The organism is Syntrophotalea carbinolica DSM 2380, assembly GCF_000012885.1.
In the GTDB taxonomy this organism is placed as follows: domain Bacteria; phylum Desulfobacterota; class Desulfuromonadia; order Desulfuromonadales; family Syntrophotaleaceae; genus Syntrophotalea; species Syntrophotalea carbinolica.
The window spans coordinates 1,795,462-1,809,035 of the sequence record NC_007498.2 but is presented as its reverse complement, the minus strand read 5'-3'; the positions used below and the strand labels follow the sequence as shown (position 1 = coordinate 1,809,035).

General features: G+C 48.0%; 10 protein-coding genes. All 10 read right to left on the bottom strand.

The window, feature by feature from the left end; genetic code table 11:
* Positions 1 to 66 precede the first annotated feature (66 nt).
* The 10 genes from PCAR_RS08620 to PCAR_RS08575 all read right to left on the bottom strand — a co-directional run bounded on the left by PCAR_RS08620 (position 67) and on the right by PCAR_RS08575 (position 13,569).
* Positions 67 to 2,376, bottom strand: coding sequence for a hypothetical protein (locus tag PCAR_RS08620; protein ID WP_011341269.1), 2,310 nt, complete (start codon positions 2,374 to 2,376; stop codon positions 67 to 69).
* Positions 2,369 to 3,076 (bottom strand): tyrosine-protein phosphatase, encoded by a 708-nt coding sequence (locus tag PCAR_RS08615; protein WP_148204323.1) that lies wholly within the window; start codon positions 3,074 to 3,076, stop codon positions 2,369 to 2,371. The genes PCAR_RS08620 and PCAR_RS08615 overlap by 8 nt, the downstream gene beginning before the upstream one ends.
* A gap of 77 nt (positions 3,077 to 3,153) precedes the next feature.
* A complete protein-coding gene (locus PCAR_RS08610) occupies positions 3,154 to 5,346 on the bottom strand; it encodes a GumC family protein (RefSeq protein WP_011341267.1) in 2,193 nt (730 codons plus the stop codon).
* 59 nt (positions 5,347 to 5,405) lie between these two features.
* Entirely contained in the window at positions 5,406 to 6,212 is an 807-nt protein-coding gene (locus PCAR_RS08605; RefSeq protein WP_011341266.1) for an SLBB domain-containing protein, read from the bottom strand.
* 57 nt (positions 6,213 to 6,269) lie between these two features.
* Positions 6,270 to 7,604, bottom strand: coding sequence for an outer membrane beta-barrel protein (locus tag PCAR_RS08600; protein WP_158447414.1), 1,335 nt, complete (start codon positions 7,602 to 7,604; stop codon positions 6,270 to 6,272).
* Between the two features lie 115 nt (positions 7,605 to 7,719).
* The gene (locus PCAR_RS08595) at positions 7,720 to 9,663 is read right to left on the bottom strand and encodes a polysaccharide biosynthesis protein (protein ID WP_011341264.1); all 1,944 of its coding nucleotides are present in this window, start codon (positions 9,661 to 9,663) and stop codon (positions 7,720 to 7,722) included.
* Positions 9,664 to 9,931: 268 nt separating this feature from the next.
* Entirely contained in the window at positions 9,932 to 10,819 is an 888-nt protein-coding gene (locus tag PCAR_RS08590) for a GNAT family N-acetyltransferase (protein WP_011341263.1), read from the bottom strand.
* A gap of 37 nt (positions 10,820 to 10,856) precedes the next feature.
* Positions 10,857 to 11,753: a cysteine synthase A gene (gene cysK / locus PCAR_RS08585; protein ID WP_011341262.1), complete on the bottom strand. Its 897-nt coding sequence runs from the start codon at positions 11,751 to 11,753 to the stop codon at positions 10,857 to 10,859.
* Positions 11,754 to 11,797: 44 nt separating this feature from the next.
* A complete protein-coding gene (locus PCAR_RS18360; RefSeq protein ID WP_081425031.1) occupies positions 11,798 to 12,844 on the bottom strand; it encodes a sugar transferase in 1,047 nt (348 codons plus the stop codon).
* 203 nt (positions 12,845 to 13,047) lie between these two features.
* On the bottom strand, positions 13,048 to 13,569 hold the full coding sequence (locus PCAR_RS08575) for a hypothetical protein (RefSeq protein WP_011341260.1): 522 nt from the start codon (positions 13,567 to 13,569) through the stop codon (positions 13,048 to 13,050).
* Positions 13,570 to 13,574: the final 5 nt, after the last annotated feature.

Genomic DNA, 13,574 nt, shown 5'->3' with positions numbered 1-13,574 from the left:
CCTGTGCAAATGCCGTCATAACCCGCAGGCGACTCAAACGGCAGAGTCTTCATCCTATCTCGAACTTTACAGTACCCCCTCGAGCAGATTCAGTCTTTGTCGGGCTTCCTGGTTAGTCGGATTGAGAATAAGCACGTCCTGGTACACTTTCCGGGCCTTGAAGGTAATACCCATTTCCTGATAAATTCTCCCTTTCGCCAGCAGAAAATTGAGATCCTGGGGATACTTGGAACTTGCCACCATCAGCGTGTCCAGGGCATCGTCGTATCCCTGATACCGTTCAAAAAAATGCGCCATGGGCAAAAAAATCGACTTGTCGGGATACTGCTCCTGTCTGGCCAATGCAAGCGCCTTGCGAAAAGCGCCATCCGCTTTGTTGATATCACCATGTTGCATAAGATATAAGCCGTAGTCATGATGACTTCTGGAAAGATCCGGAAGGATTTCAGATCTATGCGAACCGTCGATCCCATAATTGATTACCTGCTGAACCCAGAACAGGGTATCTTCGGGGGACGACTCTATAAAACCACGAATCAACGACAGCGCCTCTGTTTGTTTTTGAGTGTTCACCAACTGCTCAACATAACCGGACTGAAACTCACGCGATGACGGGTCGCTGTCCAGTGCGGCAAGGATCAGGTTTTCTGCGACAACGCTATTTCCAGCGTTGAAAAAGTACTGTCCCAACCCATACAGGGATCGACCGCCGAGAGGGTCCAGACGCATACCGTCGGCAAAATGTTTCAGGGCGCCATGCTCGTCATTCATATCCATGGCCTGATATCCCCGGACATACCGATACCGGGGGTTCAAAGGATCGAAAAAAGAAGCCAACGCTATCAGGTCACGGGAAGTTTCGCGTGCTTCGGTGGCCTCGGAGGCCGAATTCCGCGCTGCGGAATATAATTTTTGTCCAACCGGATCCCCGATGTAAAAATAGCCGGACAATAAAACAGCCAGAATGGTTAAAGCACTCGTCAGCACCCATCTTAAACGATGAGGTTTATCCGGAGCTGTGGCTTGTACCGAAGATTCCGTAGCCGCAGCAAGTACGCCGAAGAACATGAATAGCAGTATGAAAAAACCATTGAAACTCAGCCCACCGGTTGAAAAGTAACCAAGGATAAAAACAAATAGGCTTCCCATGCCTGCAGCATACAGATAAACGGAAAGTTTCTGTCGTCGCTGCAACCATTTGCGAAAGGTCCGACGGATAAAAACAAATAAAAACCATCCCGCCAATCCGAAACCGATCAGCCCCGATTGACTTGCCAGACGAAAGATACGCTGAACCGATGCGCCATGAGTGACATGGGGTTCCGATGGCTGTCTGTAACGCTTACTGATAGCGGAAAAAGAACCGAAGCCCGCACCGGTTAAAGCAAAATCAGAGACGACCTGCCGGGAAACAAGAGGCTCCGGGAATGCTTTTCCCTGCACGGCAGCGGTTCGTACCGGGTCAGGTTGAACCGAACCGGCCAATGGTAAAGAAATGGCCAGTATCAATATCATGAACAGGTAAATAAACAAATACGGACTTTCCCGACGGCCACGACTGCGCAATCCTAAAAATATCAGCATCAACAAAATGGCAATAAAAAGAACCATCAACCCTTCTCGCCAATAGGTTGCCACAGCCAGGGGGATTGCGATGGCCGGAAGTCCGTAAATAAAATACCGACGCTGCCCGAAAGTGACGAAAAATTCACTCAAACGCTCTTTCCAGGTTCCGTAACGAACCGAAGGCCTGTCCGTCAGGAAAAGCGACAGCGACAATGGACAAATCATCAGCATGAAGGTTGTCACTATAGCCGCATGCTGGGGGGAAAGAACCAGCTGAATGCCATTGCGACTCGGGAGAAACCCAAAAACGGCATTCATAACCCATAAAACAAGAATACCTCCGGCAAGTCCCCCGCCAATAGAGGCGAGAACCCCCGCCACCACTTTCAATTGTTTGCGTTGAGCCAGAAGATTGGCGGTGACGGTATAAGCAGCCCAGCAGGCAATCAGGAGAAAAAGACTACCCAGCGTTGCCCTGGGGGCCAGGGTCAGAGGCAACCAGCTCTCCCCCTGCAATATACCGACGGTTTGCTGATAGATCTCCCAGGCATTTGGAGACAAAAGACGCAGCAATTGCGGCGGGATCGGTACAAGTTGGATCAGGCCGAAGACTGCAAGGACCAAAAGAGCGTTGGAACCTTCAGGAAGACGAATACCCGAAGTATCATGCCGATGCTCATATATCAGCAGCAACAGCGCGATGAAAGGAAACAGGCAAACAAAAAAGTCGGACCACCAGACATTAAAAAACCCGGAGCACGGTGCCCAGGAAAACATCAATAAAAGAAGAGCGAAACCGACCCTATTCATCAAGAGGCCTCCCGGCAATAACAGCAGATGGATTGGTAGTAACCAATTCGAGCGCAGCGGATGTCCCGATAATGGCCGCGGCTTCTTCAACCGCTGGGGAAAGGACGGGACGACGGTGGGTTGGAGAGTGCGCATCCGTAGCCAGAAAATGAACGCAATGTTTTTTCAGCAGATAAATCGCGCAATCCCTGGCATCGGCACCAAAGTTTCCGGTCAGGCTGCCGGCCGTCACCTGCACAAGACAACCCGCATCAACCAACCGAAACAACAATTCCGGATCGCGAACCATCGAAGGATTCCGTTCCGGATGGGTGATGATAGGCCGGAGGCCGGCAAGCAGGATCTTGAAAACGATTTCATTTGCATTACGCGGCAAATGACTGTGCGGAAACTCCAGCAGAAAATACGGGCCATTATTAATGGTGTAACAAGCCGCCACTTCAGGCGGCAACACGGAACTGACATCGGCCCCCCTCAGAATCTGCAGAGAAGCGGACTTGCCTTGTAACTTTTCCCTGAATTGCCGAACCCGCTCATCCAGAAACTCCGGTGAATGAATATCCCCTTTTATATGCGGTGTAGCGACGATATGAGAGATACCATCTTCCACCGCGATACGGGCCATCTTTAAGGAGTCAGACAGTGTTGCGGCCCCGTCATCTATTCCAGGCAAGATGTGACAATGAATATCAACCATCATATGAAAGCACTAAGCCTCCTGGCGACCTATACAGGGAACCGTACTCCATCGACAAGCAGGAACCGGCATCCGAAGTCCTAATCCCTATTGCCTTGCGTCTGACACTTTGGAGATTCGTAATAATCATACGAGCTTTGATGGTAATAACCGCTCTTGGCTGCGTCGTGACGATTGATGACCATACCGAGTAGCCGCGCGTTGATATCCTGAAGCATTTTCAGGGATCGTTCCACAAGATCAAAAGTCGTCTGGCCGGCATCGCTCACCAGGATGACACCATCGAACAATCGACCCAGAATACGCGTATCGGCAACGGGCAAAAGCGGGGGCGCGTCACAAATGATAAAGTCGAAATCATGACTGGCCGTTTCCAACAAGGCTTGCATACGTTTGGAAATCAACAGCTCTGCGGGATTCGGAGGAATCGGGCCGGCCGGTATAATCGCCATATGGGGTAACGGTCCCTTATGCATAATCGGCGCATCCACATCCCCGGCCAGGTAATTACTGAGGCCTTTGACATTGCTGATTTTGAAAATTTTATGGAAACGGGGCCTGCGAAGATCGCCCTCGATGAGCAACACCCGATGATTTGATTGCGATGTACTCAAAGCCAGATTGGCGGCGGTGGTTGTTTTCCCCTCTCCCATGACAGAACTGGTCATGAGAATTTTTTTGGGCGGATTATCCGGAAAAGACAACTGAATGGCCGTTCGAATCCCTCGGAAACTCTCCGCCAGAGCCGACTGCGGCTCCGTAACAACCATGTTCTCCAGATGATCGGCATTCCTTTTGCGCTGGACCACACCGATGACAGGCACACCCAGCACGGCTTCGACATCCTCAGGATCCTTGATTGTATTGTCCAGATATTCCAGGAAAAACGCCAGCGCGATCCCGCCCAGGGCGCCGAGCAGAATACCGATCTGAAGATTCAGGGCAACCCACGGTTTGGCAGGTTCGAGAGGTACCGAAGCTTTTTCCACCAGCCAGAGGTTAACCGGTTGGGTTTCTTCGGTAATGCTTTGTTCTTTCAGTTTGAGCAAAAGAGCATCGTACAAAGTCCGGTTGGTATCGATGACTCTTTTCAGATGTCCGTATTGAATGAATTTTTCATTCAGGACCAGGGCTTCCGTTTTGCTGTTTTCCAGTTTTTGACGGAGGCTTCTTTCATTGGAAAGCGCCAGTTCGTATTCGTTTTTGATGGATTCAACAATACGCTCGATTTCCTGATTGCGCTTTCTCTGCAGGACATGCAGATCCCCACGGGTCTTAACCATCAGCGGGTGTTTGGGACCGTACTTGTTTCCCAACTCCATCATCGATTTTTCGGTTTCCACAATCTGTGCACGAAGAGCTTGCAGGGCCGGATCCGAAGCTATGGCAGCAATGGTTTGGGCCGACCGGTAATTCCTGCCGACGGACCTGACCTTACTGTACAGTGCCTGAAGTTCCTTGCGCCGCGATTCGGCACGCAACAGCTGTATATTGATTTCCGACAGCCTTTCCGGAGTGACGGTCATACGGTTCTCAATCGTCACCAGGTTATTGGCTTTCATATAATCCTGCAGAGCCTGTTCCGACTCTTGGAGTTTTATCGCCTCTGCTTCAGCCTTTTGCGTCATCCAATCCAGCCGTCTTCGCGTAGAATCCAGCTTCATTTCGAGGATCTCCTCGATATAGGCCTTTGCCGTCGTGTTGGCGATAAGGGCTGCCAACTCGGGATTCGGGGAAAAGAAATTAATGTTGATTATGCGACTTTCCAAAACAGGACGGACCTGAATTTCTTCGCTGATCTCAATAGCAATTCTTTCTGCGTCTGACAGTTGTCCCTGTTCCTGACGGTTTTGTCGGGCCTCGCGGGTCATAAACAGGTTGCCGACGCTGATAAAAAAGCTTTTGACCTTCGGCAGGATAGTGCCTATAGACGAGTTGCGGTCGGAATGCTTGCCGTAAAACGCTTCGGGATTTTTATCCAGTCCCAACGTTTTTACGACCCTTCGCGCTACGGCGCGACTTTTAATCAACTGAAACTGGGTTCCGTAAAACTCAGGATCGGTGCTTCTACTGACATATCGCCCGGTCAGATTATCGCCTTCCGCTTTCTCGATCATGATTTTGGTACTGCCCTCGTATAGAGGTGTGGACGCAAACGTATAGAGCAACACCACGGAAAAAACGGTTATGAAAAATCCGACCAGAACATTCCTGCGCTTTTTTAATACCCTGAAAATGTCTCTTAAATGAAGGGATTGATTTTTGATCAGCATAGAGATATCACCTTCCTGACTATCGATCATTCAGCGCTAGAATTCTTACCTGCGAGAGATCAGAAAAAACTTTCAGGAACCATAATAACGTCATCCGGTTTAACAGGCGTATGAAGTGGAACCTTTTCCAGAACACGCTCGCTGCCATTGACCTGACGAATGATCTGGATTCTTTTTTGGGAAGCCAGTTCGGTAAATCCACCGGCCATGGTAACGGCTTTTATAACGGAGGTGCCCGCCTCGAATTTATAGGCATCGGGTTTATTTACCTGCCCCGTTACATAAAACACACCAGCCTTCGATACGAATATACTGTCCCCACCGCGGATCGTAAGCTTTGCATTGGTTCCATTTCTTTCCATAAGATTTTTAAGATTAACCGTAATGGTGTCATCCTGATCCGGATTCGCGGGATTTTTTCGTCTGATAGTTACGACATCACCAGCCTCGTCGGTCAGTCCCCCGGCTTTGGAAATCATCTCCATAAGCGTGGTGGCTCCGCTCAATTCATAAAGCCCCGGCACAACCACCTCGCCCATGATGGTGGCTTTCTGACTTCCGAATGTCTCGACAAAAACCGAGACCTGAGGATCGAGGATATAGCCCTGCGCCAGCTTGGAGGCAATTTTCTGTGCCACTTCGGATATGGACAGGCCGTCGATGGCTATTTCTCCAACCAGGGGAAACAGGATAACCCCCTTGCCGCTGACCCGGGTGGTTGTTTCCAAGTCAGGGTTGTCGTATACCATGACCTTGAGGACATCTCCTTCGCCTACCCGGTAATCCAATTCTTCCGCTGAGGAAAATTGTCCAAACAGGACGATCAAAAACAAGATTAAAACTAATCTGGAAATCTGCCTTGTCATGGCTATCTCCTTGTTGGCTAGCATGTTTTATGCAACCATAATCGCCGGATGGTTTTGCTAAAGCGAAAAAATAAAGTTGATATAGACATTGTTTTTGTCGTAACCAGATGTCTTGATATTTGAATGGCGTTTAACAAACGTATAACCGCCGGACACAGCCAACCAGTTGGTCAGGGTGTATTTCACATCGAATCCCACCGTCCCTCGGTGATCTTCCCGATCGATCGCCGTTGATCCCCCTTTGTATTTGGTATTCCCGTAGGTCGCTATAACCGATGCCAGAAGTCTGGCTGTAATACGCTGGTAGTAACGAAATAGAATCCTGTGGGAGACCGTGTATTCCGTATCAAAACTGTCCGTCTCATTGGTGGTTCGGGAAGCACGCAGTTCCGCATAGGTCTTAGGTGTAAACCGGTGCAGAAACTGTAGCTCCGCCAAGACATTGGTGGCATCATCCCGCCCCGAACGGGCAAAATCCTTCTCTCCCATACCAGCCATCACCCGCCACCGTGATTTACGGCTCTGTTCCCACTGCAGGCCCAGATAAACCCTGTGTTCATCACTGTCGGACTGTTCTGCGTCATCGTAGTCGATGGTGATGAAATTATATTCGACCAGCGCGGAGGTCTTGGGCAGGAACCGGTAAAATCCTCGCCAGATGAAACTGTGGTCGTCCCGATTGCGAAATTGGTTTTTTGTCTGATCATAGCTCAGGTTATAAAAACCATACTCGGCTTCCATTGAAGTCTTCGGACTGATTTCATAACTGATTACCGCATTTAAAAGATTGGATTTGAACTTATCCAGAGTGTTGCTGGAACCGGTGTTGTAAGCGTCGTGATTCAATTCGTAAATGTCCAGCAATTCGACAGATAACCCGCCACGGAAATTGTAGCGGAAATACCCCTCGGCCCTTTGATTGACATGATCCTCCGATGTGAATCGGCTGTGTCGTAAAATATCCGCCTGGTAACTGGCATAGCCCTGAAGACGCGATTTGCCCTTGGACCGAAAACGGCTCAAAGCCAGCCCTCCCGGTGCGGTATTGAGGGTGCGAAGCTGACGAATGGGATATTTGCTTGCCGGCAACGTCATCCATATGCCGGGTGTGATCCGGGTAAAGAAATCGCTTTGGCGGTTGGACTCTGTACTGAATAAGTTGTCGGTGAAATATTCTCCAATGCCCAGGTAGGGATGAACGTATCCTGTTTTCGATCCAAGGATTTCGCCGACCCTGTTAGTTGTCGTGCCCTGTTCAAAAGGACTTTCGCTGTAAGCCAAAGCCGGCATTTCAACAGCAGTACTTACCTCCGTCCCACCTGTATCAACGACCTTTTCCTCTGCCAAAGCCGGTTGACAAGCAAGAAACACCAACATAAAAATCCACACCATTCTGCATTTCATAGCACTCTCCCGGTTCTAAATTAATATTTGCCCCTGCAACAGCCAGCGTTTATGTAAGCAATCATCCCACCGAATTGATGCTTCACGATATATTTCAAAAACCTTAGTTGGATAAATTAATACCCTTTCCTGTCCCTTCTCCAGGCTTGGATTCCGAATGCACCAAATTCTGAGTTGTGTGGAATTCCGGCACCATGTTTTTAAGAAGTCGGATAAGTTCTACCTGATCGCCGCGCCGGATCGCCTCGAACAGCAACTCGGTTTCTTCCTTGACCAACCCGCAGGAAGAGCTGGTCGCTTCCAGTACGCGGATTTTTTCATGTACCGTCGGCTTGATCCCTTCGCCGTCGATCAGCAACTCCTCAAACAACTTTTCACCTGCCCGCAACCCCGTAAAGGTGATTTCAATATCCTCATAAGGCCTTCGCCCTGAAAGACGGATCATTTCTTCCGCCAGGCGGATGATTTTTACCGGTTCGCCCATATCGAGGAGGAAAATTTCCCCTCCGTATCCCATGCACCCCGCCTGGAGTACCAGCTGCACGGCTTCCGGGATGGTCATGAAAAAGCGTGTTATCTCCGGATGAGTTACGGTAACCGGGCCACCTTTCAATATTTGCTCCCGGAAAATGGGAATGACACTGCCGTGGCTGCCCAGCACATTACCGAACCGAACAGTGGTAGCCTTGGTGGAACCGTTACGCGGCAGACTCTGAGCGTACATCTCGGCAACCCGCTTGGTTGTACCCATGATATTGGTCGGGTTGACCGCCTTGTCGGTGGAAATCAGAACAAAGTGTTCCGCACCGATATCGAAACTGGCGTCGATGATATTGCGTGTTCCCAGAACGTTATTTTTAACCACTTGAACCGGATTGATTTCCGACATAGGTACGTGCTTGTAAGCCGCGGCATGAAAAACCACCTGAGGTCGGTGTTTTTTAAATACCTGAGATACGCGGGTCTGATCCCGGATGTCACTGAGGCTGGGAATAAGCGATAAACCGGGGAATTTTTCCCGCAGCTCGTTTTCCAGGTGGAAAAGCGGAGTCTCTGCGTTTTCGAACATCACCAGATTTCCCGGACCGAACTGAGCTACCTGGCGACAGATCTCACTGCCGATACTTCCGGCAGCGCCGGTGACCAACACACGTTTACCATGCAGATAGTTGTTGATTTCCTCGACATCCAAACGAATCGGTGGCCGTCCCAAAAGATCTTCAAGACGGACTTCCCGACAGTGTTGCAGAGATACCTGACCGGAAATGATATCCCCCATTGCCGGAAGTATCTTCGATTCAATCTTGTTTTCCTTGCAAAACGCCACAATATTTCGCAATTCCTTAGGCTGAACCGACGACTCGGCAACAATAATCAGATCGATATCATTTTTACCGCAGATTTTGGCCATATCGTCCAAGGTTCCGAGTACCGGTATGCCATTGAAAACCTTCCCCTTGCGTCCCTGGTCGCGATCAATAAATCCCAGTACCGCCTTGAGCATTTTGGGATTCTCCCGCATTTCCCTCACTATGGTCTGGGCGACAATGCCGGAACCAACGACCAGAACACTTTTTTTCTTCCGACGATAACTTTTGGTGAGTTGTCGCCTTTGCTCCCGGAGAATACGGACCAAAACCCGCACGCCGATCATGGTCATGAAACAAACCAGAAAGTCGAGAATAATGACCGATCGCGGCAGGTTATTCATTTCCCTGATGAATACGGCATACAGCACCACCCCGAAAGACGCCACCACATTGGCTTTTAAAATCTGCAGCAAATCCGGAATCGAAACGTAACGCCACCAACCATCAGCCATCCCCATGGTGCGAAAAACCACGAGTTTCAACAGCAACACGACAGGCAGCATCTCCAGAATGGATGGCCATAATTCAGTTGGGATCTGCAAATCGTAACGTAGGGAGAAAGCAAGGAGCAGTGAAAAGGATGCTACCAGGAGATGAAAAAAGAGGATCAGGGTTTTGCGGACCCTGTTATAGAAAACCGGATTTCGGGGGGTTCTTGCTGCAGTCTCCTTTGGCATGCCCCCCCCTTTCCGGAATATAGCGTTGGGAGATAATCCCAACAGATGAACCTTTGTGCTTTCCTGTATATTTAATTGATAACATGACCACTTGGGTTGTCAACATTCGTCATATTCAACTTCGCCACATGGATTGTTCCTTATAGGTGCGCGGGCAGGAGAAAAGTGCACGCTCAGCTTGATCCAACCTTCTCTTGCAAGTTTCGTAATAGATGCGCATGAACAGAACAGGGGCATTGATAAGCAATCAGCGGTCCGGGTGGGTAATTCATTGCTGCTCCAGATAGCGCTTCAGCATGGCACAGCTCTTATCCAGCTTATAGCTTCGTCCCTTTACAATATGTTTATTGATAAATTCTCCAGGATAAATCAGTGATGGTCGAAGAAAAGCTCTTATTTTTTTCCTAAAGTACAAACGTTGCTTAATTGGCTGCATTACATAACCCATTCCTATTTTATATCTATCCAACTCCGGGGTTTCTTCAAGGGAACCTAAACCATAACATATGGGGACAGGGTTACTTTTTTCCGTCAGGTAATGCCGCGTCACATGATATGTCAATAAATTATTCGGACAGTAGTTCAGCAGTCTTGAATCAGAGTTTTGAATAATCATCTCCGTCATAGTTGGCGTTTCCAGAATAACCACATACGCAGCCAGTTGTTCCTGGTAGTATGCACCGAGAATATTTACTCCGTTACCTTTCTCTAAACTAGCGCATATTTTATGCCAGTATTCCAGATTTGCCCTCGGATCATTTCTGTTTTGACGTCTCAAAGTAAGCAGGTTTAATTTATAGCCCTGATTTCTTAATTCCTCAATGCTTACAGATCTTATCTCGCAATTTTTCATTCCTTTCGAAACCCGGTTTCGAAACTTTTTCTTTAGATATTTAAGATCATAACCGGCATGATCACAAACCTCCAATTTGCTGAAAAATCCGTAATTTTCCAACTCTGTCGGAAATCGCAGCCCCCAGGCCCCTGAAATATTCAGCAAATGATCCATTTCTTCCTGCTTGGGATTGATGAGGCAATGGTATGGGATGGACATCAGCATTTTCGGCTGAAGTTCGCACCATTCACCACTTGACGAGGAGTACACCTTAAATCCGGCATTTTTATAAAACTCATAAAAGACACTATGTTCTTCCATAGTTTTCTCCTCTTTATTCTCACCCCGCTTGAAGAATCTAAATTAAGGCTGTGCTGAAATACCTTTCCGCGCGGTCAGGCAAGACGGTAACCACGCGATTCCGGCCATTATCGAATTGAAGAGCTGCAAACACATTGGCTCCGGATGAAGTCCCCACCAACAGGCCCTCTTGCCGAGAGAGCTTTCGTGTTGTATCGATTGCTTCCTCGTCCGAGACGGTAAAAACGCTATCCACCAGATCAAGGTCGAGAACCTCGGGGATGAAACCGTCACCAATTCCTTGGATCTGGTGTAATCCTGGCTCCTTTCCCAAGAGTGTTGCGCTGTTCTTCGGTTCAACGGCAATTATTTTAATAGCAGGATTTTTTTCTTTCAGAAACTTTGCTACCCCCTGAAGCGTACCGCCGCTTCCAACACCTGCGACAAAAATATCTATCTCACCCTTCAGGTCGTCCCAGATTTGAGCGCCGGTTTGCTTATAATGAGTCTCCGGATTGTGGGGATTTGAAAATTGGTTAACAAAAAAATATTTTCCTGGTTCTAACTGCATGATTTCCTTTGCTTTTTTCAAACAACCGATGAGGTTTTCATCAGCAGGCGTAGAAATGGTTTCTCCGCCAAAAGCCCGGATAATTTTCATTCTCTCTTCGCTGACGTTTTCCGGCATGACGCAAACGACGTGATGACCACATTGAGCTCCTACCCACGCAAGGCTGATGCCTGTATTCCCTGAAGTGGCTTCAATAATAGTCATGCCGGATGTAAGTTTCCCTTCTTTCTTTGCCGAATCAATGATGTTCCTGGCCACTCTATCTTTAATACTGCCACCGGGGTTGAGAAACTCGGCTTTAGCAAAAACATTTCCCGTGGATATTTTTGATAGTTGAATGGTTGGTACATTCCCTATAAGTTCAGTAACAGAGCTAACCAACATAGAAATATCCTTTTTAAATTAATGAATTCTGAGTGCAAAGTCCGCTACATTTCATTCAAAATAGCCCTGGTTCCGAGACAGAACTGCTGGGGAGAGTCGCCGGGATGAAAAACACACCGCACACCAAGGGCCAAAACCGTTTCTTCAGAGGTGGCGCTTTCCCGGTAATTATAGAATGCCAATCGTGTACCGCACGGAATGGCCTGCCTAACTGAATGGAGAATTTCTTCTACATCGCCATTTCCCAAAGCAAAACAGTCGAGAAAAAGTAGATTCTTTTGGACCGTTTCGTTCCAGATCACTTGAGATAGTTCGTGCCTGGAGCCTATATTTGTAAACCTGCATCGGCAATGAAGGACATTTTTCATCAAGGCGACAAACAAATCGTTCTGCAGGTGATTTGCCCCAACCAGGCAGACATGAACGCCCTCGCAGACTTTGCATTGCTTTTTCACGATACCAAATGGCTCCAGCAAGCGAGGCAAATCAAATAAACGCAGGAAGGTTCGAAATATCAGGGACAGGTCTGTCCGAAAAGAGATACCCTCAATATATTTGTGATACAACTTGATTTTTTCAGGGAGAACTTTTTCTATATAGGCCGATTCCACATCTTTGCAGACTTTCAATATCTCTTCTTCATACCGGTAATCGATAGCCGCATTATCCGTTATGCCCGGTTTAACAGAAAGGATCTTGGCAAAGTCTTCTCTATGATATTGCACATATTTGATTAACTCCGGTCTTGGTCCGACTAAGGACATGTCGCCCCGAAGAACATTAAAGAGCTGCGGCAGTTCATCAAGCTTGGTTTTACGCAGTAAGCGACCTACCGGGGTAATCCTTGGATCGTTCCCGCAGGTAACCCCAGGACCTGTCCCCGGAGCATCAACTCTCATGGTACGAAATTTGAAGAAAATGAAGGGTTTGCCCCCCTGCCCCATGCGTTGTTGTTTGAAAAGAATCGGGCCGGGAGAGGAAAGTTTGACCAGTATCGCAAGGCAGAACAATACTGGTAGCAGCAATGTAAGTCCGACAAATGTAACGATAAAATCAAAAATCCGCTTGAATATATTCACGTAGATTTTCATGAACTTTTTTGGCTCTCCCCTAAAGCGTCCGGGTAAGTTGGGCTTATCCATGCGGGGTTTGCGCGAAACGGCAAGCGTAGTTTTAAGAATAATTCAAGCTGAACAAGTAGTGTCCACGCCGGAAATTCCAGATGGACACAATGGTGCGTACACTTCTTTTCCGCCGCTACCTCTCGGATTCAAGCATGAGAAACGACGCTGTTTTATTCAACCTTTTCCAACCAGGCTTCCTTCCAGAAAAGCAAGCAATATCGGTCACATGCATGTTTAAAAATGGGGATACCCTGGCCGGAACAATGAATCCCATCGAGCAGGACAAGATCGCGAGATTTGCGCATCTTAACACTCGCCTCGTCAAAAAAATGCTCCATTTTTTTGACCACGGCATATTCCCCGCCACAATATTGCCACATTTCATCCAGGAACGCGCATCCGCCCAAACGCCCGTTTTCATCCAGCGTCTGCCTTATCTGTTCTTTTGAGCGAACCCTGACAATATCTCCCGCCTTAAGATCGAGAGACGGGAGCTGTTTAGAAGCCTTCTTTGTTAAAGATGGGGATCGGTGTTTCCCTAAATAATTCATAAGACAGGTTTTACTTTTTCTCATTTTCTTTCTGATCAGCGGTATTTTTAAAGTAATTAATGTAGATAAAACAAATTGTTCGATTTTTAATCTCAAGGGTCTTTTACAACCCATCTCATGGATATGTTTAACCTGGCACATAGAGA

Coding starts and splice junctions, on each gene's coding strand:
- PCAR_RS08620 (WP_011341269.1), bottom strand. CDS start 2,376: ATGAATAGGGTCGGTTTCGCTCTTCTTTTATTGATGTTTTCCTGGGCA.
- PCAR_RS08615 (WP_148204323.1), bottom strand. CDS start 3,076: ATGATGGTTGATATTCATTGTCACATCTTGCCTGGAATAGATGACGGG.
- PCAR_RS08610 (WP_011341267.1), bottom strand. CDS start 5,346: ATGCTGATCAAAAATCAATCCCTTCATTTAAGAGACATTTTCAGGGTA.
- PCAR_RS08605 (WP_011341266.1), bottom strand. CDS start 6,212: ATGACAAGGCAGATTTCCAGATTAGTTTTAATCTTGTTTTTGATCGTC.
- PCAR_RS08600 (WP_158447414.1), bottom strand. CDS start 7,604: ATGGTGTGGATTTTTATGTTGGTGTTTCTTGCTTGTCAACCGGCTTTG.
- PCAR_RS08595 (WP_011341264.1), bottom strand. CDS start 9,663: ATGCCAAAGGAGACTGCAGCAAGAACCCCCCGAAATCCGGTTTTCTAT.
- PCAR_RS08590 (WP_011341263.1), bottom strand. CDS start 10,819: ATGGAAGAACATAGTGTCTTTTATGAGTTTTATAAAAATGCCGGATTT.
- cysK (WP_011341262.1), bottom strand. CDS start 11,753: ATGTTGGTTAGCTCTGTTACTGAACTTATAGGGAATGTACCAACCATT.
- PCAR_RS18360 (WP_081425031.1), bottom strand. CDS start 12,844: ATGAAAATCTACGTGAATATATTCAAGCGGATTTTTGATTTTATCGTT.
- PCAR_RS08575 (WP_011341260.1), bottom strand. CDS start 13,569: ATGTGCCAGGTTAAACATATCCATGAGATGGGTTGTAAAAGACCCTTG.